Genomic DNA, 23,365 nt, shown 5'->3' on the forward strand with positions numbered 1-23,365 from the left:
TTATAAATACAGACGTATGCCTGTATCCACTTCATATTCGTAACGCGAATGCACGCCTGCGCTTACTGATTGGTTCAGCGCGGAACTCCAGGGTGATATTCCTTTTTTCTCCTTAACCGGGCTCTCACCTTCCCCAGTTCGCTATGTAAGGATGTAAAAAAGTACTTGTCCCTATCTCCGTATTTATCGATACTATTTGTTATTGAATTATATGTAATTCTCGTGAAAACGTCAAGCTTACAAGGATGCTTCTTCACGCTTTAACAATTGAGATTCCTCAAGCTCCATCAGCTGATCCCAATCATCATTGCTAAGCATATCGAGCTGCGCTTCTAACAGCATGCGAAAACGTGTGCGAAACACCTTCGATTGCTTTTTCAATTCCTCAATATCAAAAGAAACCTTTCTTGACTTGACAAGCGCTTCATTAATAATGCGATCCGCATTTTTTTCCGCCTCGCGAATGATAAGCTTTGCCTCTTTTTGTGCATTCCGCTTGACCTCTTCCGCCGCTTCCTGCGCAATTAAAATGGATTTATTTAGCGTGTCTTCAATGGAGGAGAAATGATGAATACGTTGTTCCAAATCTGCCGCCTTTTCCTCTAATATTTTTTTCTCGCGGAGAACCAGCTCGTAGTCCTTAATAACCTGGTCTAAAAATTCGTTTACTTCATCCTCATCATAACCGCGAAAGCCGCGGCCAAATTCTTTGTTATGAATATCTAACGGTGTTAAAGGCACCTATGCCACCTCCAAGTAGTCATCTAAAAATACAGTTTGATATATGTGTTCGACAAAACAAAAGTGTTTCCTTCCCGCAGCCCGCTTATTTTCGCAGTCCGTATAAGATTCTCCATTTATCGCGTTTTGATTTTCCGTCTACCGACAGCAGCTTCCCCCGTCCGTATCCCCGGACAGAAAAGGCATCTCCTGCATAGCACTCATATGCGGGCTGCTCTACAACCTTCCAATTCACCTTGACAAGGCCGTTTTTAATGAGCGGAGAAACTTTCTGTCTGGACAGATTAAATATTTCAGCAATTAAAACATCTAGACGCATGGAAGATACAGTACCCGATTTCTCCAGCCATTCCTCCTGCTGATGTAAAATATTCTCTGACGAAACGGGTGATAACGAAATATTCGCCTTCCCGACAGCTTGTAAATTCAGGCGAATATACTCTGTCACCTCTTGTGCCACGGCCAGTTGAATCCGTTCCTGCTGCAAAACAATATCGCCGTACTTCCCCCGCTTCATACCAAGGGACATAAGTGCCCCGAGTACTTGTCGATGCTCAATCGTATGGAATTTAGATGCATATGAAATTTCAAGCGTTTCCACTTGAAATTCCTGGGGTTCAGGCTGGATATAGGACGGATAAATAAGCGCTCTCTTTCGTTCGGCTTGTTCAAACGCACCAAAGAATTGCACAGAGGCATCTGATTGACTGCCAATGATAACAGACAGAATTTGCTGCTCACGCGGATCAAGAAAATCCGTCAATTTCATTTTATGATACTGCTCAGCCGCCTCTTTCCACTCCAATGCTTGATCAACAAGGACGGCCTCTTCAGCGCGAAAATGATCATAAATGCTCATAGTATTCTCCCAATTACAAAATCATCTCTACTAAACGAGCCAAACCAATTTTCGCAAAGCGTAAAACAAGAATGGCTACAATTGGTGAAATATCAATCATGCCAAGCGGCGGAATGAAGCGGCGAAACGGCTCTAAATACGGATCGCAAATGCGAGCCAAAAAGTGTCCAAAACTTGAGTCTCGTGCACCCGGCAGCCAAGAAAGTAAAATATATACGATTAAAGCGTAGTAATAGATATCAAATAGTAAAAATAAAGCATTCAACACAACGCTCATGATGCTTACCACCTTTTATTGTTGGATTCTTCTGACTCACCGAGCAATTCGGAAATCGATCCAAGAATATCTACATTGTCCGGTGTACATAAAAAGGTTCTCACACCCAATTTTTGAATATCACCGCCGATTGCGTACACTGTACCGCTCATAAAGTCCACCATCCGAAGCGCCTGATCCGTCGGCATACGCTGCAGATTCATCACAACGGCACGGCGTCCTTTTAAATGGTCGGCGATAGCCTGTGCCTCAGCATAAGTGCGCGGCTCAAGCAGTACTACCTTAGCACCCTGCTTCGCCTTCTCAATACTTACTACATTTTGTTTTTGCGGCGCTTTTGGCAGCTGGATATCTTCGTCCATAGATCGTTCTCTCTCTCCCTCATACAAAATCCGTGCTTCTTGTTCCTCCGGCGTGTCAAAGAAGAAATCTTTGACCTTTGTCCAACTCATAGCTTTTCCCCCTTTATCCTACTAAAATTGTTCCTAAGCGAATATATGTCGCTCCCTCTTCTACTGCGATGGCATAATCATTAGACATACCCATTGATAGTTCTCTGCAAGGGGCATGCGGTATATCTAACGCTTGTACATCTTGCTGCAGCTTCTTGAGCAGTTGGAAGCATGTTCGGATTTCTTCTTCATCACTAGTATGAGGAGCCATTGTCATCAGCCCTACAACATGTATGCGATCAAAAGAGGCAAGTTCCTGAATAAATGGCAGCAGCTCATTTGGCTCAAGCCCCTGCTTTGTTTCTTCATTCGATGTTTTCACCTGTACGAAGCAAGAGATGCGGTGCTCAGCCCGCTTTTGGATCTCCTGTGCAAGCGAGATACGATCAAGCGAATGCAAATAATGAATTTGATTGATTATATCCTTTACCTTTCGCGTTTGAAGAGATCCGATGAAGTGCCAAACGGCATCCGCTCCAATCACTTCATATTTCGGCAAAAATCCTTCATTTCGATTTTCGCCAAGATGCTCAATCCCGCTTGCAAGCACCTCCCTTGTTTTCTCAATTCCTACTGTTTTTGTTACCGCCACAACGGTTACATCCTCTATAGAGCGACCTGACCGTTTGCAGGCCTCTTCAATATTCTGTTTGACACGCATGTAATTCTCTTGTACTGTCAACTGCCTAAACCTCCTTAAACCCAATAAAACTAAGCATACGGCCTGTTTTCCCCTGATCGCGGCGATGCGAGAAAAAGAGCGCCTCCTCGCAGCTCGTACAAAACGAAGAAACAGCAATATTCTTCTCCTTGAGTCCTTCCTGCAAGAAAATCAGACGGTTGATTTCTTTTAAATCCAGCGCATATTGCCCCTTTGAAATCATCCGATGCGGAACAGCTCCTTGCAGCTGCAGCTTCATTTCTTCAAGCACACGGTCATCAACAACATAGCAGCATCCGCCAATCGACGGACCGATAGCCACAAGCACATCAGAAGGGGAAACCCCTTCATCCTGCTGCCATTTCCGAAGCATTTCACGTGCAATTCCCTTTGCAGTTCCCTTCCATCCCGCATGCGCCAGACCTATCAACTGATGCTTTGGTGCATAAAAGTAGAGAGGGACGCAATCCGCGTAACAGGATGTAAGAAAAACGCCGGATTCCTTTGTATATATGCCATCTGTACCCGGCACACCATCCGCGTAGGAATAGACGCCTTTTCCGCGCTCAGCATCGCCAACTCTTTCCACCTTGTTGTCATGCACTTGCTCGGAGCAAATCCACGTATGTAATGGGAAATGCAGGCGGGAAGCAAGGATGCGCCGATTCTCTTGCACCGCAGCTTCCTCATCTCCCACATGCAGCCCTAGATTCAGGGAGGAGAAGTATCCATTGCTTACACCGCCCTCACGCGTTGTAAACCCGGCTATTACATCTTCCCATCCAGCTAGATACAGCATTTCTTCTCTGTATTGAAACGGCTCTTGGTTCATCAATATTCGCACAGGAGACCCTTACCTCAAAATCTGTGAAGGGCGTAGCCCAATAAGCAAGCGGGGGAGGAATATTCGTTGGCCTTCGCCAACACTTCTCCTGCACTTCCTCCTTTTCTTATCATAATCGTCTTATCTAAGTAGCGTAAAGCTAACACATCTTACTGGCATAAAATTTATGGTACTTGTTGTCTATTTTACCATACTTTTATTTTTCCATAAGGATAACATAAAAAAAAAGAACAATTTGTAATAAATTTCATGAAAGTGTCGTTGTTTGTATTGGGCTTGGCGATGGCTCGCTGTTAGAAGCGCGCACCAAAATAACATCCTCCCCAATTTTCACAATATGCTTCCACGGTACAACAATTTCTTCACCTTTTCCAAACAAGCCAAGACCTCTTCCTGGCTTTGCAATAATTACCGCTTGAATCTTCCCTGTATGAAGGTCGATGTCAATATCCCCAATATTCCCCAGCTTCCTTCCATCTGATACATTCACAACATCTTTTAGCTGAAACTCCGATATACGAATCATGAACATCCTCTCCTTTTATATTTAATATATGATGAGAAAGAAGCAGGTAGAAGGTGAAGAAAGATAGAGAATGTGTTCTTTGTCAAAAAGTAAGAAGAGCCCGCCAAATTGGCGGGCTCTTATCCTTGAATCGTCTTATTCATTTGTTTAATAGCACTTTTCTCCAAACGAGAGACTTGCGCCTGCGATATTCCAATTTCCTCAGCGACCTCCATTTGTGTTTTCCCTTGGAAAAATCGCTTGCGAATAATCATTTTCTCTCGATCGTTCAGCCTCTTCATTCCCTCTTTTAAAGCAAGCTCCTCTACCCATTGCTCATCACGCTGCCTGTCATCGCTAAGCTGGTCCATCACAAAAATAGGATCGCCACCATCATTGTAGATAGGCTCAAATAATGAAACAGGATCTTGAATAGCATCTAGAGCAAACACAATTTCTTCATGCGTTACACCAAGCACCTCAGCAATATCCATCGCAGTCGGCTCTTTGGAGTTTTCTGCCATGAGCTTTTCTCTTACCTGCAGCGCCTTATAGGCGATGTCTCTCAGCGAACGCGACACGCGAATCGGGTTGTTATCGCGTAAATATCTTCGGATTTCTCCGATAATCATCGGTACAGCATACGTTGAAAATTTAACGTTTTGACTCAAGTCAAAGTTATCAATCGACTTCATGAGTCCAATGCATCCGACTTGGAACAGATCGTCAACAAACTCTCCTCTGTTGTTAAATCGCTGAATGACACTGAGGACAAGCCGCAAGTTGCCGTTGACCAATTTTTCTCTCGCGCTGTTATCTCCGCCTTGCATTTCTTGAAACAGCCTTCGCATTTCATCGTTTTTCAGTACTGGAAGTTTAGATGTGTCTACACCGCAAATTTCTACTTTGTTTCGTGTCACTGTCTTTCCCTCCTACTGGGAGTTGCTGTACAGTGTAAAGTATCTCCTTAGGAGGGAATTTTATGCACAAGCTATACTAGACCATTTTATTGAATTCCTTGCGAAGGCGTTTAATAATGCGCTTTTCCAAGCGAGAAATATACGATTGTGAGATGCCAAGCATGTCGGCAACATCCTTTTGTGTTTTTTCTTCACTGCCATCTAGGCCAAAGCGAAGCTCCATAATTTGCTTTTCTCTGTCATTGAGCTGATGCAATGCCTTTAGAAGCAAATGCCGATTCACATTGGCTTCTAAGTCCTTTGTAATAATATCATCCTCTGTACCAAGTACATCGGATAACAGCAGCTCATTACCGTCCCAATCAATATTTAACGGCTCATCAAACGACACCTCGGAACGATTTTTGTTATTTCGTCTTAAATGCATTAAAATTTCATTTTCAATACAGCGTGAAGCATACGTGGCGAGCTTAATCTTTTTCTCGGGATTAAAGGTATTGACCGCTTTGATCAGCCCAATCGTGCCGATACTAATTAAATCCTCAATGTTAATACCTGTATTTTCAAACTTTCTCGCTATGTACACAACGAGACGCAAATTTCTTTCAATCAGCAGCGCACGGGCAGTTTCATCACCTTTTGGCAGCTTCTCAAGAAGCATTTCTTCCTCTTCTTTTGTTAAAGGAGGTGGCAGCGCTTCACTTCCGCCGATATAGTAAATTTCATCGGTCTTAATTCCAAGTTTCCTTAATACTTTATACAAGAGATATGTCAGTTTCAGCCTAATACTCGCCATATTTCCCCCTCCTAATCATCGTATTACGCAGACACAATGTCAGCAGATACAAACATTTTCGGATGCAAAATACATGAATATTCGTGGTCGGATGAAAGCTTCGTATCAGATAAACCGATGAGAATACGCGTAACGCGAAGAAGTTCGTTCCCCTTATAAATGCGAACTTCATCCGGCTTCACAGCGAGCAAAAAGCCATGATTTTGCCCGACAACACGGTACGGTACAATGCGAAGACGCGTTGCCCACTCTGGTTCTTTCTCATTCCACTCAGGCAGCGCCTGTTTAAGCTGAGCCTGCTGAAGGAGCCAATCTGGAAACAGCTCTGTGGCACAAGCAGCTTCTAGAATCATAACTGGTGTTTTTGTGAGAGGATCGTATAGCTGGTTACCGCTGTCAATCAGCCCGCTAAGCTGTAGAGCTGCTCCATTTATGGCAATCTCTACTTTGACAATTTGGTCATAGCGAATTTCTGTTACTTCAATCTCGCTGATTCTCTTTTTGGAGAAGTAATACATAAGAGGAAACCCAAATACAACTAGTGTCCAACTAATAGGATCACCAAACGAAAGACTTCTTGCAGATATAACTCCTCCCATTAGCTGATTGCTTTGCATAAAAAAATGCACTCCGATAAGCCCACCGCCGACCATAAATGTAACAAAATAAAACATGAGCAGCGTTTGTACAAAGGTGCGAATCTTCGTGAATCCAAAAGTTGCATATACAATAAGTACAGAATACAACAACTTCATCAGCGGCTGCGTCATCGTAGCTGCATAAGGAGTAAAAGCAAAGATAACAATCGTAGAAGCAATACATGCTCCAAGCAGCAAACGCCGCTTTTTCACACGTTTCTTCAACACAACTGCGGTTAACATGAGCAGAAGACAATCAATGCAAAAATTTAAAAGCCATATTGCATCTGCATAGACAACCAAGTACTCACCTCTTTTTGGTCGGTTGAGACTAGTATAAAACAAATAGAATGGAAAAGTCTGTCAATTCATCGTGTGATTTTTTTTGTTATTTTGCAAGTTCTGCCCGTAATCTGTCAGTCATAAAAAAACTCGCCGACTGGCGAGCCCTACTTATACTTTTTCCCTAAAATTTCTCACTACGTCGAATTGTCTTCCAGCTAGAAATTTATACTTTCTTAAAGTATTAAAAAAGCTCTAGTCCTCTGCGGCCAAATACGTTTCACATCAAACGCATAGCTTTCGTGAAGTCCATATATGTTCTTCCTAACATTGCTCACTTAAAGCGTAAAGGCAAAAAGGCAAAGGGATTTGTTCCCTTTGCCTTTTTGCTGCTTCTATCATCCATATTCACTTTTCTTTATCGTCTGCGACGATTTCGTAAAAACGCTGGAATATCTAAATCCTCTACCTGTGGATTACGAGGAATGTCGTTATAAACAGGTTCCTCACGCTTCACTTCCCGCATCGGTTTGACTGGTTGCTGTGGCGGCTGTGGAGCTGCTGGCTGCTGCTGAGCCACTCCGCTAACAGCTGGACGAGCCGATGGTTTCGCTGGCGGTATTTGTAGTGAAATGGAGTCATCAAAGCCGGTCGCAATAACAGTAACAACAATTTCATCCTTTAAGTTCTCGTTAATAACAGAACCAAAAATCATATTTACTTCTAAATCAGACGCAGATGCAACGATATCGGCTGCCTCCTGCACTTCGTATAAGCTTAAGTTCGTTCCGCCTGTAATGTTCATTAACACACCTTGTGCGCCGTCAATAGACGTCTCAAGGAGCGGACTTGAAATCGCACGCTTTGCTGCCTCTGCTGCACGGCTTTCTCCTGTCCCAACACCAATCCCCATGAGAGCGGAGCCTTTGTTGGACATAATTGTTTTCACGTCTGCAAAATCCAGGTTAATAAGTCCAGGTACTGCAATTAAGTCAGAGATACCTTGTACCCCTTGACGAAGTACGTTATCCGCTTCGCGGAACGCTTCAAGCATCGGCGTGTTCTTATCAACGATTTCAAGCAAACGGTCATTCGGAATCACGATAAGTGTATCAACATTTTCCTTTAAAGCCGCGATTCCAGCAGCAGCTTGTGTTGCACGCTTGCGACCCTCAAAGGTAAATGGGCGCGTCACAACACCTACTGTTAGCGCACCAAGCTCCTTTGCCACTTGCGCAATGACGGGAGCAGCACCTGTACCAGTTCCGCCGCCCATTCCTGCTGTTACGAATACCATGTCCGCTCCGCGCAGCGCCTCTTGAATTTGTTCTTTGCTTTCCTCAGCAGCTTTCTTTCCTACCTCTGGATTCGCTCCAGCACCTAGTCCTCTTGTAAGCTTTCCGCCAATTTGCATTCTAATTTCTGCTTTTGATAAATTAAGGGCCTGGGCATCTGTATTAACAGCGATAAAATCAACGCCTTGTACACCGTGCTCAATCATACGGTTTACAGCGTTATTTCCGCCGCCTCCAACACCGATTACTTTTATATTGGCCATTGATTCTTGCGTAGTATCAAACTCTAACATGTAAAATCCCCCTAGAACCTCATTTTTCTTTCCATGTCTAATCCCATAAATAGCGGAATACTTTTTTCACCTTAGACATAACACGTTCTTCTTCCCGTGGCTGTTGCTTTAGAGCTTGCTGCTGCACGGGTGCAGGAGGACGACGATCATATTCCGTCTGCTCCTGCTGTGGCATTTTTCCTTTTAGCTTCGATTTTTGGTAGGCGTACTTGATTAACCCTACCCCGGTTGTATATTGAGGTTCACGAACTCCAATATAATCAGGTGTGGCAATTCGAACGTTATGCTGCAAGATATCCTGGGCAAGCTCTAACACGCCTGACATCGAAACAACACCGCCCGTTAGCACATATCCGCTAGGAAGTGACTTAAAGCCAAGCTTACGCAGCTCCTGCTGAACAAATAAAAGAATTTCCTCTAGTCTCGCTTCAATAACATCCGCTAAATCAGCCTGAGCGAACTGCTCTGTCTGATCGCTTCCCATCACGGATACTGCAAACATGTCGTCTTCCGATGCTGTATGATAATAGGCATGACCATGCTTATGCTTTATTCTTTCTGCATGCTCCGTAGATGTTTTTAAGCCAATTGCAATATCTTTGGTAATATGATCCCCACCGATTGGCAAAACGCTAGTCGCCTTTAGCTCACCATCTTGAAATACAGCCAAAGTCGTAGAACCGCCACCAATGTCAACCAATGCTACCCCCATATTTCTTTCGTCCTTAGAAAGAGCAAGACTCGCTGCTGCGAGCGGCTGTAAACCAATATCCACAACTTCCAGCCCCGCTCTTTCTACACAACGAAGCAAGTTATGTAGCAACGTCTTCGAACCAGTAATTAATAGTCCATCCATTTCCAGGCGCACACCAATCATCCCTCTAGGATCTTTGATCTCATCTAGCCCGTCCACAGTGAATTGCTGCGGCACAATATCCAGAATTTCTCTCTCGGGTGCAATTGCAACGACTTGTGCGGCATCTAGTACACGCAATACATCTTCGCTTCCAATTTCACGGTTTTCATTTGAAACAGCCACCACTCCGTGACAAGGAAGAAGCTGTACTTGATTTGCACTAATTCCGACAACAACACGGTCAATATGCATCCCTACCATTCGTTCTGCTTGTTCAACCGCTTTTTTAATCGACTGTACAGTTTCATCTATGTCCACAATGGAGCCTTTCTTTAAACCGTTCGATTTTCCATTTCCAACACCAATAATGTTTAAAGCATCATGGGACATTTCCCCGATAATGACTTTAACATTGGATGTACCGATGTCAAGACTTACGTATATTTCGTTGCTGTTCATACCCTGGCACCTCCTTTTTTATATTTATACCATAAACATGCATCTATCGAACAACAGACGGAGCACTTATATTTATAAGAAAAATATTCAACGCATACGTACGTTTCCCTTTTTTTACAAGGACATTTTTCTTATTTTTGTTTACTATCCGTTCTTTTAGTAAGGATCAGCCTTCGAATAACGGCGATATTTTGAAACAGTCTCACCCCAAAGGCAAAGATAGCCGCCAAGTATAAGTCTACACCAAGATGTACCCCGAGAAAAGCTAAACTTGCTGCTAAGATGATATTGAAAAAGAAACCGGTAAGAAAGACAGTTTCATCATACACCCCTTGTAAATTCGCCCGTATTCCTCCAAATAAAGTATCAAGTGCAGCAAGCACTGCAATCGATAAATAGTTAGAATATTGCTCTGGAATAGTAAGGTCTGAACTTAATCCAAGCGCAACGCCAATCAATAAACCTAAAACAGGGAGCCACATGCTACTTCCCCTCCTCTTCTGCTTTGATAGCCTCCATGTGCTCCGTGTCAATCTCTCCTTTATAACGCCCAATCGTAATCCCATCCTCAGGCTTTGACATGGTCAATTCAATATTATCAATTGCAAAATAATCAAACGCATTCGATACCTTCATTCGGTCATACAGCTCCCCTGCATCTTTGGCAATGACCTTCACTTCCAGTGGAAGAGGCGGCAGCGCAACCTGGTTAACGGTCACCTTTCCGTTCACATCCCTAATAGGCGTTGTAGCTACTATACGCTGGTCATCAATTTGCACTGCCGTTGCACCGTATGTATTTAACTCATTTACGAGACGCTGCAGCAGCTGAGGTGATAGGGTCGGTACTTCCTCACCCTCACCAATATTGTCAAATAAGGGAGCAAGCTGGAAGGTAACACCGCTTCCTGTCACATCTGCTAAGCCCGCCTTTTCCCGCAGCTCCTCTAGTGTGTTTTGCAGCGCATCTTCCTTGCTTCCAGCTCGCTTCGCCTCATAGCCCTCAAGCTGCCCCTCATACTTCCTAATTTCCTTTAATAGCTCGATTTGAACCTGTTGCTCTGCTTGTAAACTTTCCTTTAGCTGCCATTCATCCCGAGTGTCTGTAACCGTCGGATTTTGCAGCGATTTATACTGTACAGCAGCCATAACTCCAATAATTAACATGATGAGAGTAAAGCTCCATCTTTTTCGGCTCACTATTCTTCTCCTTCTTACCATTACTTTTTATAATATGGCTCTAGTACAAGATCCTGTTTTGTTTGAAGCTTCACAGAAACATTGTCGCTAAGAAGACGATCTACAACACCGCCGCGAATATCGAGCGCCTTTTGCAGCACGTCTGGATTGCCGATGGCTGTAATGACAAAAGGAGCAGGATGCTCCGTACCATCTACATTTATGACCGGTCCGACGCACGTCACATACGAATTGGTTGTCAGCCTTTGTCCATTAATGGCAATTGCCTCTGCGCCTGCAGCATATAATTCGTGAAGTACAGCCTGTATATGACCGTCGTGGACAAGGTAATTATTGACATTCTTATCAGTTAGTGCTTTTGAACTATCTGCAAGCGTCACTTCTAGGCCTTGTCCCTTCACCTTTACCTCTCCTATGTATGCGCGCAACTGCTCTACCTCGCTTACTGCATTCGACAGATTGTTTTTCTGCTCCCCGAGCTTCTCTTCCTCTTTGCGCACGTTTCTCTGCAACTCAGCTACCTGACGCTGCAGGCTGGCATTTGTTTTCTCTTGATCAATCAATCTTTCACGCAGCTTATATTCCCGGTCCCACTCCCTGTCCGCTCTCTCGTACTGCTCCTTCTTTGCCGTTACCGAATAAGAATAGGCAATCATAAAGCCAAGAACTAGACAAACAAGTGAAAGCCATACATAACGATTTTTCTTTTTCATTGCGATTGCTCCTCTGTATTCAAACGTTCTGTGTATGCTCCCAGCTCGAGATTAATTCGTACCTTTTCACCTGACTTCAGCGTTTTGATAATGAGTGGATATGGCGTCATTTTCTTAGAAAAACCATGAACAGTCGTGCTCACTTCATAGCCTTCATTCATATAAAGCGTAAGATGAAGCGGGTCAGCTGCCTTCGGGCTCAAATGTATTTCCGATATAGAACGAAATATGCTTGTTGGCAGCTTAGCAAGCTCAGAGGACATCTCTTGATAGGTTGTTTCCTCTTTAAACCCAAATAAAATGGGGGCTGCTACTGGAAGTGTTTGGTCTGGAAGTGCTGACAGCATCTTCCCGTTCTCTAAAAGCGGATACAGCTTGCCACTTTTATACACATAGCCAGTTGTCTTGTACTCCTTGATTGTAATCATAATCTTATTGGGCAGCACTTTTTCAATCTGCGCTGCTCGAATTTCTTTTCTTTCAGACAATCTCACTTCCGCTTCCTTTGGCTTTACGCGAAAATAACTTGTCTTATATGTAATCCCCGATAGCTTCATTACCTCTTCATCATTCATATAATGGCTTCCTTGCACATTGATATGAGCGATATTGCTAAGTGGAGATCGAAAGTACATCACAAACGACACTAACAGAAATAGAACTGCTACATATAAAATCAACCTGCGATTTGCCTTTGTCCGCTTTTGCCGTTGCTTCTTCAGCTTTGGTACGCGCTCCTCAAGTTGAATAATCTTTCCTTTTTTCATTTCGATCCCCCCTTTGTCCCTATGTAGCATAAAGAACGGCATGAAAGCGCATGCCGTTCTTTATCTTTCATTATATCATAAATGTTTCCATACAAAGTAGACAACTATTATCTACCAATAATCTCCACTTCTGTATGCATTTCAATGCCATACTGCTCCTGTATCACCTGTTTAATGTGTCGAACCAAACAAAGGACATCCTCTGCAGTAGCCGTGCCTGTGTTTACAATAAAATTCCCATGCATTTCTGAAATTTTGGCACCGCCAATTTGATAGCCTTTAAGTCCCGCTTTTTCTACGAGATTGCCGGCAAAGCTTGGCAGAGGATTACGGAAGATGCTTCCTGCACAAGGATGATTCCATGGCTGTGTATCACGGCGATAGTCTTTATTTTTTTGTATGACTGCAAATACTTCATCACGGTCGCCCTTTTGCAGTTCTAATTCCGCCTCAAGTACAATTCCTGGACGCTGCTTTTGCAAAACAGAGGTGCGATAGGAAAACGCAAGCTCTTCATTGGTAAGCCATTCTACTGTGCCATCCTCCAACATAACAAGCGCTCTTGTGATAATTTCGGACATATCAGACTTATGGGCGCCTGCGTTCATATAGACCGCACCCCCAACGCTTCCTGGAATTCCACCAGCAAATTCAAGCCCCGATAGGCCTTGACGGCTCAAAAGAGTCGCAAGCTTAACGAGTGAATAACCAGCCCCAACGCGTACCTTCGTTTCCTCGACATTCAAATGATCCAGTCCTTCACCAAGCTTAATGACAACACCTTCAATTCCTTTGTCAGACACGAGTAGATTAGAACCGCGACCGATTGCCGTCCACTTCACCTTTTGTTCCTTCACAATCTCCAGCGTCTTATGCACGCCTTCTATGCTGCTTGGAATCACCATAATATCAGCCGGTCCTCCAATTTTCATTGTTGTATGACGTGCCAGCAGCTCCTGCTCCAGCACCTTTCCAACATTTGCTTCCCTTAATTTCCTCGCCAATTGTTCCATGCTGCTCTCCCCCAATCCAATTCTCCGCTACTTATAGTAATATGCAGGACATTCACCTAACGTTATTTTCTTGTTATAGCCTATATTTATTTTTCGGGAAATATCGAGTTATTTTGATAAATTATCACATAACATCACGATATTGGGACATTAAGAAAAGCCCTGTTCATGAACAGGGCTTAGTATCGGGAGTGACGACTTATGTTTAATAATACTCCAACCGCTGCAAGCATCAGCGTCAAGCTTGAACCCCCGTAGCTTAAAAACGGAAGCGTAATACCGGTAACTGGAATCAGCCCAGTAACTACACCGATATTGATCATCACTTGAATTGCAATCATCGCTACAATGCCAACCGCTAAAAATGTCCCGTACAAATCCGGTGCCCCAAGTGCAACACGGATACCCCGCCACAATAAAAGACTAAACAATAATAACACAAACGAGCCACCGATAAAACCTAATTCTTCAGAAAGAATCGCAAAGATAAAATCTGTTTGCGGCTCCGGTAAGTAAAAAAACTTTTGCCTGCTTTGTCCGAGTCCAAGACCGAATAACCCTCCCGGACCAATGGCATACAATGATTGAATAATTTGAAAACCGCTTCCAAGCGGGTCAGACCAAGGATCTAAATAAGATGTAATACGTTTGATCCGATAAGGCGCTGATGCGATTAACGCAATAAAACCTGCTATTCCGACTCCACCAAGCATCATAAAATGCGCTACTCTTGCCCCCGCAGCGAAAATCATGACCACACATGTTCCAACCATCACCGTACCCGTACCGAGATCCGGCTGCAGCATAATCATTCCAAACGCTAAAAACACAATACCAAGCGACGGAGCAAGTCCTTTTTTAAAGGAGGTAATCGTTTTTTGCCGCTCTGATAAAAATTTGGATAAAAATACAATCATCGCAAATTTCATAAATTCAGACGGCTGAATCGAAAAAGCACCAACTCCAATCCAACTTCGGGCTCCTCCACGTACCAGTCCGATTCCAGGAATCAGCACGAGAATCAGGAACAAAAAACAAACAAGCAAAATGATTTTCGAATAATCACGCCAAATCCAATAATCAATCCTCATAATGATAAACATCGCTACAACACCAAGCCCGGCAAATAAAAGCTGCCGCTTCGCAAAAAAGAACGAGTCTTGAAACTTATACGACGCCCAGGCTGCGCTCGCGCTGTACACCATAATCATGCCGACGGTCAATAAGATGAGCGTAACCGCAACAATGATGAAATCGGGTGTTTTTTTCGCTGGCATTCGAACATCACCTCTTGGAAACAAGCTTAAGTCTTATTTAAAACGCCGGGGTCCTCCCGGCGTTTTAAACTGCTTTATACTAACTTATGCACAGCTTGTATAAACATGTCTCCTCGATCTTCAAAAGTCTTAAACTGATCCCAGCTTGCGCACGCTGGCGAAAGCAAGATCACGTTTCCTTCCTCAGACAGTTCATAAGCCTGCTGCACTGCTTGTTCGACATTATCGACATGTTTGATATCTTTCATTCCCGCTTTCTCCGCTGCCTTGATTAGCTTCGGTGCAGTTTGTCCAAATGTGACGAGCGCTTTAACATGAGAAAAATATGGAATCAATTCATCAAATTCATTACCGCGATCTAATCCTCCAGCAAGCAGAATAACAGGCTGCGTAAACGCAGACAATGCTTTTTGCGTTGCCAAAATATTTGTCGCCTTCGAATCATTATAAAACTTCCGCCCATTTACTTCTGTGATATACTGCAAGCGATGCGCCACACCGGTAAATCTCTTTAAGACAGCTTCAATCGCCTCATTGGATACACCCATCAGCTTCGCAACGCTCATCGCTGCAAGGATATTTTCAAGGTTATGCTTTCCCGGAAGCACAATATCAGCAGTCTCAATTACCTTTTCACCTCGGAAATAAAGTGCATCGTTTTGCAAGCAAGCTCCATCTGGAAGCGCCTGTGTGGTCGAGAAATACACCTTTTGCCCATTGCTTTCTTTGGCTAACTCCATTACATCCTCATTGTCAGCATTCACAACGCTATAATCAGATGATGTTTGGTTTTTGAAAAGGTTTGCCTTTGCCAAGCCGTACTCACGCTTTGTACCATGATAATCAAGGTGAGCGTCAAATAAATTTAAAAGCACAGCGATTTTCGGATGGAAGGTTTCAATCCCCATCAGCTGAAAAGATGATAATTCTGTTACAATCACTTCGTCCGCCTTTGCTGTTTGTGCTACTTCACAAGCAACTGTGCCGATGTTTCCTGCAATCAACGGACGCTTATTGCCTTCTTGAAGCATTTCAAACGTCAGCGTAGTTGTAGTCGTTTTCCCGTTTGAACCGGTAATGCCGATAAACGGCGCCTCCGAAATCCGGTAGGCTAATTCTACCTCTGTAATAACAGGAATCCCCTTTTGCTGCGCGGCAGCCACCAATGGATTCGTATATGGAATCCCAGGATTTTTGACGACTATTGCAATATTTCTCTCAAGCAGTTCAAGAGGATGAGACCCACAGACAACCTCAATGCCTTGCCCGCTTAGACGCTGCGCCATCTCATTTTCCTCAAATGGTGTTTTGTCATTTACGATTACATTCGCTCCAAGCTGATGGAGCAAGATGGCAGCAGCATATCCGCTCTTTGCCATCCCTAGGACGAGCATATTTTTTCCTTGATAATCCGCTACAGTTTTCAATTACATCCACACCTCAATATAAATTCCTAGCATTGCAAACAGCAAGCCGACTGACCAAAACGTCACAACGACGCGCCACTCCGACCAGCCGCTAAGCTCGTAATGATGATGAAGCGGGCTCATCTTAAATACGCGTTTTCCCGTTGTTTTAAATGAAATAACCTGAATAATAACAGAAAGTGTTTCAATCATGAAGATACCGCCGATAATTGCTAGCAGCAGCTCCAGCTTTGTTAAAATCGCAACCGCTGCTAATGCGCCGCCAAGCGCAAGCGAGCCGGTATCCCCCATAAATACCTTTGCTGGATGAGCATTAAACACCAAAAAGCCAAGAACAGCTCCGACAACAGCCACACAAAAAATTGCTGTTTCATACTGATGCTGGTTATAAGCTAAAATTGCATACGCCCCAAACGCAACCGCAGATGTTCCCGCTAACAGCCCATCTAAGCCATCCGTAAGATTGACCGCATTGGATGTACCGACAAGCAAAAAAACGATTAGAAGCAAATAGCCCCAACCCAAATCAAAGCTAAGATCCGTTCCTGGTATGCGAAGATCCGTTCCGAACGAATATTTTTGGTAAAACAGAAAAAATACAATAGCAATGATGAGCTGACCAACAAGCTTCTGTTTTGATGTTAATCCTAAATTTCGTTTCATGACCACTTTAATATAATCGTCTAAAAATCCGATTAAACCGTAGCCAAATGTAACAAATAGAAGCAAATAAGCTTCTGTATTTAATTCCCCAAATTTTGCAGCCATTAGAGCCGTCGTAATGATGACGGAAAGGAAAATGACAATTCCTCCCATCGTCGGCGTTCCTGATTTCTTCTGATGTGATTGTGGTCCTTCCTCACGAATGCTTTGTCCAAATTTTAACCGACGTAAAAACGGGATAAAAATAGGAGAAAGCGCGACTGCGATTAAAAATGCAACCGCAATTGTAATTAAAATTCCAAGTTCAAGCATAAATAGCCCCCCTTCTCTCTTGCTGTCAACTATCTTGTTGTGTGCTTGAACGGTGTTTCATTGCTTCCTTCGCAACAAGACGGTCATCAAAGTCAATGACTGTCGTACCAATAATTTGGTATGTTTCATGACCTTTTCCGGCAATTAAGACTACGTCCCCGCGCTTTGCAGCCGAAACAGCGCGCGTAATCGCCTCTTTTCTATCTGGTAGAATTTCGTATTGCTCACCAGTGACCCCTGCAGCCATCTCATCCAAAATCGCAAGCGGGTCCTCACTGCGCGGATTATCAGAAGTAAAGATTGGGCAATCCGCATACTGCGCCGCAATACGCGCCATTTCCGGACGCTTTGTTCTATCTCTATCCCCCCCGCAGCCAACAACACAATACACCTTGCCCGTTGCGAACTGGCGAATGGTTTGCAATGCATTTTCTAGGCTGTCCGGCGTATGCGAGTAATCCACAATAACAGCAAAATCCTGGTCCCCATCTACAAGCTCAAATCGCCCAGATACACCTTGCATACGCTCAATGACACGCACTATTGTTTCTAACGGTACATTTGAAACAAGACAAGCTGCTGCTGCCGCTAACACATTGTAGACATTGAATTTTCCTGCAAGCTTCATTGTCACTCTAACGCTATCAAACGGAGTGACAAGCGTAAATGATGTTCCTGCTCCAGTCATTTCAATGTCAGTTGCGGAAATATCACTTTTCGTATCAATTCCATATGTAATGACCGTGGCCTGCGTGCTCATTATGTAATCCTTAGAAGCTTCATCATCGCTATTTAGAATAGCATATTTAACGCGATTATGCTGATAGCTATTGCCGAGCTGCGCAAACAAAAGACCCTTTGCCCGCTTATATTCGTCCATTGTTTTATGATAATCGAGATGATCCTGCGTTAAATTGGTGAATACAGCAACATCATACTCACAGCCGTGCACGCGGCCAAGATGGAGCGCATGGGAAGATACCTCCATAACAGCAGCTGTTACGTTACTGTCTAGCATGCGGCGAAACGTTTTTTGCAATGTTAGGGCATCAGGCGTTGTGTTTTTCACATCAAACGTTTCATCTCCAATTTTGATATTAATCGTGCCAATTAAGCCGGTCGTATGACCATGCTCGCGCAATATCTCATTTACAATATGAGATGTTGTTGTTTTTCCATTTGTACCTGTAATACCGATTAAATGCAAATGCTGCGTTGGCTGCCCATAAAAGAAATCTGCGAGCGCCGCTAAGGCGCGCGCGCTGTCCTTCACAAGGACAACCGGAACGTCTACCTCCAGTGGACGCTCCGCTATAATAGCTGCCGCACCTGCTGCGGCAGCCTGTTTTGCAAAATCGTGCCCATCAACCGTAAATCCACTGATGCAAACAAATAAACTGCCGGCACTAACTTGCCGTGAGTCCATTTCAATGGATTCAATTTCTGGATTTTCCGCCGGCATGACAGAAAAATCATGCAAGCATGACATGAGTGTATGCAACTTCATTCTGCTGTACCTCTCTGCTTTCTATTTATTGTATCTGAAACGAAACGCGCTCATACGTAAACTAGCTTCCTAAATACAGGCGGATTTTCGTTCCCGCTTTTACCTTTACACCAGCACGCGGCTGCTGTTCAACTACCTTTTCTCCTTCACCCTGCACCTCAATTTCAAGATCCACCTGCTGCGTTTGCAAGTCCTTCTTCGTCATGCCGATTAGATTCGGCACTTCAACAGAAGGTGTCTCGAGCCATGTTAGCTCTTTATCTATGCCTCCCGTACGCGGCTGTACGCCTATAGCAGGCAATATATCACGCATCATGTTGCCAACAATTGGCGCCGCAACTACACCGCCAAATTGCACGGTTCCTTTTGGATTGTCGACAGCCACGTAAATGACAACCTGCGGATCATCAGCAGGCGCAAAGCCGATGAAGGAAACAATATAGTTATTTTCCATATAACGTCCATCTTTAACCTTTTGCGCCGTTCCTGTTTTACCGCCCACACGGTAACCCTCAACGTACGCCCCCTTACCAGAGCCCTTTGCAACTACATTCTCAAGCGCACGCCGTACCTCTGCTGATGTTTCCTTCGAAATGACTTGTCTTTTTGCAACTGGTGTTTTCCGGCTAACAACCTGCCCCGTTTCTGGATCAATAAATTCCTTGGCAATGTATGGCTGATACAACGTGCCGCCGTTTACAGCCGCGGCGACAGCTGTAACCTGCTGAATCGGTGTTACAGAAACTCCTTGCCCGAATGCTGTTGTCGCTTGCTCCACAGGGCCAATTTTTGCAGGATTAAAGAGAATCCCTTTTCCTTCTCCCTGCAAATCAATACCTGTTTTTTGGCCAAAACCAAAGTCATAGATGTATTGAAACAGTTTTTCCTTGCCAAGCCGTTCCCCCAGTTCGACAAACCCAGGGTTACATGAATTTTGGACAACCTCCAGAAACGTCTGATCACCATGACCCCCGCGTTTCCAGCAGCGGAGATTCGCCCCGTCAACCTCGGCTGCCCCGTCATCAAAAAAGTGGTCCTTATCTAAATCAACCTTTTTTTCGTTTAAAGCTGCGGCTAGCGTAATAATTTTAAAGGTGGAACCGGGCTCGTACGTACTCCAAACAGGCAAATTCCGGTTATATACCTCAGGAGCGACCTCTTTATAATTGGATGGATCAAAATTCGGGCGGCTTGCCATCGCCAAAATCTCGCCATTTTTCGGATTCATCGCAATTGCAACAATACCATCGGCACTGTATGTGGCTTGCGCGATATCCAACTCACGCTCTACAATCGTTTGAACGCGGGTATCAATCGTCAGCTTTAAGTCTAGTCCGCTTTCCGGCTGCTTATAATCATCTCCGATGTTTTCAAGCTTTTGCCCCTTTGCATCTGCATAAAAACGAACATACCCTTTCTCACCGCTCAATTCCGCATCATACGTAAGCTCTAAACCTAATAAACCTTGATTGTCAATGCCAGCAAATCCAAGTACATGTGATAAGTAGCTGCCAAACGGATAATACCGGATGGAGTCCTCAGCAATATACACCCCTTTTAAGCCAAGGGCACGCACTTCCTTTGCCTTCTCATGAGAAATCTTTTGTCCTTCCGGTCTTAGCTGTTCAATGCTTACCTTTTTTGTCAAATGCTTATAAATGTCTTCCCTTGATGCATCCAATACAGCTGCCAGCTTTTCAGCCGTTGCCGCTGGATTTTCAATTTGCCTTGGCACAACAAAAATCGAGGGAGCACTTTTATTCGTCGCAAGCTCTACACCATTCCTGTCCAAAATCCGGCCGCGCTCCGGTTCAAATTTAATATTCCGGCTCCAAGAATCCTTGGCACGCTCCGTTAGCATATTTCCAAGAGCAAACTGTACATAGCCAAGACGTACATCAACCACCAAAAAAATGAGCAGCCCACATACTAATACAAATATAAGTCGTTTCCGTACTGTTACATTTGATACGCGCATATTGAAAGAACCTCCCTGCACTTTGGCTCGTTTCAATATATGCTTGTACCTTTTTGATTAGAACACAGCACCTTACAACCGTCAAGAGCTGCTCCTTTCTCTACTGTGCTCCCTCATCTGGAGGCACCAACTTCACCTCTAGCAGGTCGCCTTTTTTCACAGCAATTCCTTCTCCAATGCTTTGCTCTGTTACATATCCTTTTCCAGATGTTTTTAGCTCAAGGCCAAGTACATTGGCGAGATTCATCACATCACGAAGCGACCAGCCAATTAGGTTCGGCATTTTATTGTTCGTGCCAGCAAGCAATATACGCTCGCCTTTTAACACCTTATCTCCCGCTTGCGGCGATTGCTTCACAATAGAGCCTTCTCCTAACACAATCGGACGCAGCCCCTTGCTTTCAATCTTCTCTTTTGCATCTGAAAGCGCCTCTCCAGTCAAAGCCGGAACAGCGATGCTTTCTTTTGCAGCCAACTTACTTGTATCTTTTACAACAGAAGGCTTTACCTTTAAATATTGCAAGCTGTTTTTAGTTACGGACTTAAATATATCAGCAAGCGGCGTAGCTCCTGTTTCCGCATCCTTTAGATGCGGCTGCTTCACAGCCACATATACAAGCAGCTGCGGATCGTCCGCTGGCGCCATCCCTAGAAAAGAGAAAATATAATTTTCTCGGCCCGACATATATCTGCCGTCAGGACCTGGAATTTGCGCCGTTCCCGTTTTCCCCGCAACGGAGTACCCATCAATTTTATAAGCACCACCTGTTCCTGTCGGAGCTGTAACGACCGTTTCAAGTAATTGCCGCACCTTTTTTGCTGTATCCTCCGTAATCGGCTCCCCAACCTCCTGAGGTCTATGCTGCTCCGCAACTTTACCAGTTTCGCTGTCAACAATACGGTCGATCACATACGGCTTCATCATTTTCCCATTATTCGCGATTGCAGTCGCCGCTTGGATTTGTTGAATTGGCGTTACTGTAGAGCCTTGCCCGAATGCTGTTGTAACCTTTTGGATTTGCTTATCAAATAAAATGGTATTTCCGCTTTCACCAGGCAAATCTATACCAGTTTTTTCGTCGAGACCAAATCTGTGAATATATTGACGAAGCCGGTCAAAGCCAAGCTGCTTTTCTGCTATAATGGCAAATGCGACGTTTGAGGAACGCTGCACACCCTCATTAAAAGTAATTGAGCCCCAGCCCACTCCGTTGTTATGGTCGCGGATTTGTGTTCCACCTACCGCATATGCCCCGGATTGATAATAAGCAGAACCTTGATATACCCCTTCATTCACAGCCGCCGCAAGCGTAAACACCTTCATCGTTGATCCGGGCTCATACGCGTATGCAATCGGATTGTTTAAAAAGTATGTAATGTCGCGTATATTCGGATCGTAGCTTGGGCGGCTTGACATCGCTAGAATTTTTCCTGTTTTCGGATCGGCAACAATGCCAAGCAGCATCGATGGATCATAATGCTCCGCTGCTTTTGTCATGGCATCCTCCAGAAAGCTTTGCACGCGCTGATCAATCGTAAGATACACATCATCGCCGTTCTTCGCAGGCTTTACCTTCTCTTCGCTATTCCCAAGCAGCAGGCCATGCGAGTCCCCCTCGTAAGAGATAGAACCGTTTTCATCATGTAAATATGAATCTAGCGTTTGTTCAAGGCCGAACTTTCCTTCTAGTACCCCTTCATCATTCGGTTTTGCATAACCGACAACATATGAAGCGAAATTACCGTTTGGATAACTGCGCATTTTCCCGTCAATAAAGGTAATTCCTTTTAGCTTCATAGCTGTAATTTTCTCTTTCTGTTTCTTCGTCAAATTGTTTCCGGCAACACCAAACTCAACCTGATACGCCTTTTCGTTATTGAGTTTCGCCAAAATCTTGTCAGCATCCATATCTAAAACTGTTGCAAGCTTCTCTGCTGTTTGTTCTTTGTCCTCTACATGATTGTCGCCCTTGAGCATCGCAATAAGCTTGTACGCTGTAATATCTTGGGCAAGCACAGAGCCAGTTTGATCATAAATTGTACCTCGCTTGCCTTCAAGCACACCTTTTTTATTATGCTTTGCCTCCGCCAGCTCCGTCAATGATTGTCCGTGTACAGTTCCCGTCCACTGAATATAAAGAAATCGCAACACTAACAGGAAAAAGAGCAGGAGAAATATAAGCATTAACAATCCTGCTCCTCTATTCATATGGAGTTTTTTTGCATCCATCCGTTTCTCACACCCGCTTACTGATTTAGCCCTTTTACATTGTCTTCATTCACTTCAAGACCCATTTCCTTCGCCTTCTTGGCAATGCGATCATATCGGCTTAGCTGCTCGACTTCCGCTTTTAGATCATCATTTATTTTCTTTTGCTCTTCAATGCTTCGCTGCAGCTTGGAGAAGTCCGCATTCACTTTATACAAGTCCGCTTTGTTACCGATTAAAGTAATACACGCATACAATAAAAAAGCAATAAACATCCCATACAGCAGCTTTTCAAATCTCGTCACCTTCGTTGTTTGTGCTCTTGGGGCTTGCTTTGGCACAGACGAGGTTTGCTCTGTCTGCTTTTTGCGTTCCATAGCAAGGTTACTCATCCCTTAGTTCCCCCCTACTTTCATGTTAC

Annotated in this window: 23 protein-coding genes, 1 pseudogene and 1 other annotated feature (1 of these 25 only partly in view); all 24 genes and pseudogenes read right to left on the reverse strand. The window is 44.1% G+C overall.

The features are described from left to right. Positions 1-187 (reverse strand) — a binding site (T-box leader) (it extends 34 nt beyond the left edge of the window). Between the two features lie 50 nt (positions 188-237). Beyond that, positions 238-741: a DivIVA domain-containing protein gene (locus EP737_RS05195; RefSeq protein ID WP_129726864.1), complete on the reverse strand. Its 504-nt coding sequence runs from the start codon at positions 739-741 to the stop codon at positions 238-240. 85 nt (positions 742-826) lie between these two features. Continuing rightward, positions 827-1,600, reverse strand: a complete 774-nt coding sequence (locus EP737_RS05200) for a YlmH family RNA-binding protein (RefSeq protein ID WP_129726865.1) — start codon at positions 1,598-1,600, stop codon at positions 827-829. Positions 1,601-1,613: 13 nt separating this feature from the next. Continuing rightward, positions 1,614-1,877: a YggT family protein gene (locus tag EP737_RS05205; RefSeq protein ID WP_129726866.1), complete on the reverse strand. Its 264-nt coding sequence runs from the start codon at positions 1,875-1,877 to the stop codon at positions 1,614-1,616. 5 nt (positions 1,878-1,882) lie between these two features. After that, the gene (locus EP737_RS05210) at positions 1,883-2,329 is read right to left on the reverse strand and encodes a cell division protein SepF (RefSeq protein ID WP_129726867.1); all 447 of its coding nucleotides are present in this window, start codon (positions 2,327-2,329) and stop codon (positions 1,883-1,885) included. A 13-nt stretch (positions 2,330-2,342) separates the two neighbouring features. Next, on the reverse strand, positions 2,343-3,011 hold the full coding sequence (locus tag EP737_RS05215; protein ID WP_129726868.1) for a YggS family pyridoxal phosphate-dependent enzyme: 669 nt from the start codon (positions 3,009-3,011) through the stop codon (positions 2,343-2,345). Positions 3,012-3,015: 4 nt separating this feature from the next. Continuing rightward, positions 3,016-3,822, reverse strand: coding sequence for a peptidoglycan editing factor PgeF (gene pgeF, locus EP737_RS05220; RefSeq protein ID WP_129727061.1), 807 nt, complete (start codon positions 3,820-3,822; stop codon positions 3,016-3,018). Positions 3,823-4,081: 259 nt separating this feature from the next. Continuing rightward, on the reverse strand, positions 4,082-4,360 hold the full coding sequence (locus EP737_RS05225) for a YlmC/YmxH family sporulation protein (RefSeq protein ID WP_129726869.1): 279 nt from the start codon (positions 4,358-4,360) through the stop codon (positions 4,082-4,084). A gap of 119 nt (positions 4,361-4,479) precedes the next feature. Then, the gene (gene sigG, locus EP737_RS05230; RefSeq protein WP_129726870.1) at positions 4,480-5,259 is read right to left on the reverse strand and encodes an RNA polymerase sporulation sigma factor SigG; all 780 of its coding nucleotides are present in this window, start codon (positions 5,257-5,259) and stop codon (positions 4,480-4,482) included. Between the two features lie 76 nt (positions 5,260-5,335). Beyond that, positions 5,336-6,055: an RNA polymerase sporulation sigma factor SigE gene (sigE, locus tag EP737_RS05235; protein WP_129726871.1), complete on the reverse strand. Its 720-nt coding sequence runs from the start codon at positions 6,053-6,055 to the stop codon at positions 5,336-5,338. 23 nt (positions 6,056-6,078) lie between these two features. Further along, positions 6,079-6,996, reverse strand: a complete 918-nt coding sequence (spoIIGA, locus tag EP737_RS05240; protein ID WP_129726872.1) for a sigma-E processing peptidase SpoIIGA — start codon at positions 6,994-6,996, stop codon at positions 6,079-6,081. 397 nt (positions 6,997-7,393) lie between these two features. Further along, a complete protein-coding gene (gene ftsZ / locus EP737_RS05245) occupies positions 7,394-8,563 on the reverse strand; it encodes a cell division protein FtsZ (protein ID WP_129726873.1) in 1,170 nt (389 codons plus the stop codon). A 37-nt stretch (positions 8,564-8,600) separates the two neighbouring features. Continuing rightward, positions 8,601-9,878, reverse strand: a complete 1,278-nt coding sequence (ftsA, locus tag EP737_RS05250; protein ID WP_129726874.1) for a cell division protein FtsA — start codon at positions 9,876-9,878, stop codon at positions 8,601-8,603. Between the two features lie 43 nt (positions 9,879-9,921). Next, a pseudogene (locus EP737_RS05255) lies at positions 9,922-10,360 on the reverse strand (small basic family protein). A gap of 1 nt (position 10,361) precedes the next feature. Continuing rightward, on the reverse strand, positions 10,362-11,078 hold the full coding sequence (locus EP737_RS05260; protein WP_165350699.1) for a DUF881 domain-containing protein: 717 nt from the start codon (positions 11,076-11,078) through the stop codon (positions 10,362-10,364). A gap of 20 nt (positions 11,079-11,098) precedes the next feature. Continuing rightward, the gene (locus EP737_RS05265; protein ID WP_129726877.1) at positions 11,099-11,791 is read right to left on the reverse strand and encodes a DUF881 domain-containing protein; all 693 of its coding nucleotides are present in this window, start codon (positions 11,789-11,791) and stop codon (positions 11,099-11,101) included. Next, entirely contained in the window at positions 11,788-12,558 is a 771-nt protein-coding gene (locus EP737_RS05270; RefSeq protein WP_129726878.1) for a cell division protein FtsQ/DivIB, read from the reverse strand. Before EP737_RS05270 ends, EP737_RS05265 begins: the two co-directional genes overlap by 4 nt. Before the next feature lie 107 nt (positions 12,559-12,665). Then, on the reverse strand, positions 12,666-13,571 hold the full coding sequence (gene murB / locus EP737_RS05275; RefSeq protein ID WP_129726879.1) for a UDP-N-acetylmuramate dehydrogenase: 906 nt from the start codon (positions 13,569-13,571) through the stop codon (positions 12,666-12,668). Between the two features lie 179 nt (positions 13,572-13,750). Then, entirely contained in the window at positions 13,751-14,848 is a 1,098-nt protein-coding gene (gene spoVE / locus EP737_RS05280) for a stage V sporulation protein E (RefSeq protein WP_129726880.1), read from the reverse strand. A 74-nt stretch (positions 14,849-14,922) separates the two neighbouring features. Beyond that, positions 14,923-16,275 carry a UDP-N-acetylmuramoyl-L-alanine--D-glutamate ligase gene (gene murD / locus EP737_RS05285; RefSeq protein WP_129726881.1) on the reverse strand — a complete coding sequence of 451 codons (1,353 nt, stop codon included), beginning with the start codon at positions 16,273-16,275 and terminating at the stop codon, positions 14,923-14,925. Continuing rightward, on the reverse strand, positions 16,276-17,250 hold the full coding sequence (mraY, locus tag EP737_RS05290) for a phospho-N-acetylmuramoyl-pentapeptide-transferase (protein WP_129726882.1): 975 nt from the start codon (positions 17,248-17,250) through the stop codon (positions 16,276-16,278). A gap of 25 nt (positions 17,251-17,275) precedes the next feature. Beyond that, positions 17,276-18,757 carry a UDP-N-acetylmuramoyl-L-alanyl-D-glutamate--2,6-diaminopimelate ligase gene (locus EP737_RS05295; RefSeq protein WP_129726883.1) on the reverse strand — a complete coding sequence of 494 codons (1,482 nt, stop codon included), beginning with the start codon at positions 18,755-18,757 and terminating at the stop codon, positions 17,276-17,278. Between the two features lie 61 nt (positions 18,758-18,818). Continuing rightward, complete coding sequence (locus EP737_RS05300; protein ID WP_129726884.1) at positions 18,819-20,735, reverse strand: stage V sporulation protein D; 1,917 nt, start codon at positions 20,733-20,735, stop codon at positions 18,819-18,821. 100 nt (positions 20,736-20,835) lie between these two features. Then, complete coding sequence (locus tag EP737_RS05305; RefSeq protein WP_246040181.1) at positions 20,836-22,965, reverse strand: penicillin-binding protein; 2,130 nt, start codon at positions 22,963-22,965, stop codon at positions 20,836-20,838. 17 nt (positions 22,966-22,982) lie between these two features. Further along, positions 22,983-23,336 (reverse strand): cell division protein FtsL, encoded by a 354-nt coding sequence (ftsL, locus tag EP737_RS05310; protein WP_129726885.1) that lies wholly within the window; start codon positions 23,334-23,336, stop codon positions 22,983-22,985. Positions 23,337-23,365: the final 29 nt, after the last annotated feature.

This window comes from Ectobacillus funiculus, assembly GCF_004138295.1.
Lineage (GTDB): Bacteria > Bacillota > Bacilli > Bacillales > Bacillaceae_G > Ectobacillus > Ectobacillus funiculus.

Excerpts from the sequence above, each read along its gene's own strand:
- ftsA (WP_129726874.1), bottom strand. The coding sequence starts at position 9,878 with ATGAACAGCAACGAAATATACGTAAGTCTTGACATCGGTACATCCAAT.
- EP737_RS05210 (WP_129726867.1), bottom strand. The coding sequence starts at position 2,329 with ATGAGTTGGACAAAGGTCAAAGATTTCTTCTTTGACACGCCGGAGGAA.
- pgeF (WP_129727061.1), bottom strand. The coding sequence starts at position 3,822 with ATGAACCAAGAGCCGTTTCAATACAGAGAAGAAATGCTGTATCTAGCT.
- EP737_RS05305 (WP_246040181.1), bottom strand. The coding sequence starts at position 22,965 with ATGGATGCAAAAAAACTCCATATGAATAGAGGAGCAGGATTGTTAATG.
- ftsZ (WP_129726873.1), bottom strand. The coding sequence starts at position 8,563 with ATGTTAGAGTTTGATACTACGCAAGAATCAATGGCCAATATAAAAGTA.
- EP737_RS05200 (WP_129726865.1), bottom strand. The coding sequence starts at position 1,600 with ATGAGCATTTATGATCATTTTCGCGCTGAAGAGGCCGTCCTTGTTGAT.
- EP737_RS05265 (WP_129726877.1), bottom strand. The coding sequence starts at position 11,791 with ATGAAAAAGAAAAATCGTTATGTATGGCTTTCACTTGTTTGTCTAGTT.
- EP737_RS05205 (WP_129726866.1), bottom strand. The coding sequence starts at position 1,877 with ATGAGCGTTGTGTTGAATGCTTTATTTTTACTATTTGATATCTATTAC.
- mraY (WP_129726882.1), bottom strand. The coding sequence starts at position 17,250 with ATGCTTGAACTTGGAATTTTAATTACAATTGCGGTTGCATTTTTAATC.
- murB (WP_129726879.1), bottom strand. The coding sequence starts at position 13,571 with ATGGAACAATTGGCGAGGAAATTAAGGGAAGCAAATGTTGGAAAGGTG.
- EP737_RS05270 (WP_129726878.1), bottom strand. The coding sequence starts at position 12,558 with ATGAAAAAAGGAAAGATTATTCAACTTGAGGAGCGCGTACCAAAGCTG.
- spoVE (WP_129726880.1), bottom strand. The coding sequence starts at position 14,848 with ATGCCAGCGAAAAAAACACCCGATTTCATCATTGTTGCGGTTACGCTC.
- EP737_RS05225 (WP_129726869.1), bottom strand. The coding sequence starts at position 4,360 with ATGATTCGTATATCGGAGTTTCAGCTAAAAGATGTTGTGAATGTATCA.
- sigE (WP_129726871.1), bottom strand. The coding sequence starts at position 6,055 with ATGGCGAGTATTAGGCTGAAACTGACATATCTCTTGTATAAAGTATTA.
- ftsL (WP_129726885.1), bottom strand. The coding sequence starts at position 23,336 with ATGAGTAACCTTGCTATGGAACGCAAAAAGCAGACAGAGCAAACCTCG.
- EP737_RS05300 (WP_129726884.1), bottom strand. The coding sequence starts at position 20,735 with ATGCGCGTATCAAATGTAACAGTACGGAAACGACTTATATTTGTATTA.
- EP737_RS05295 (WP_129726883.1), bottom strand. The coding sequence starts at position 18,757 with ATGAAGTTGCATACACTCATGTCATGCTTGCATGATTTTTCTGTCATG.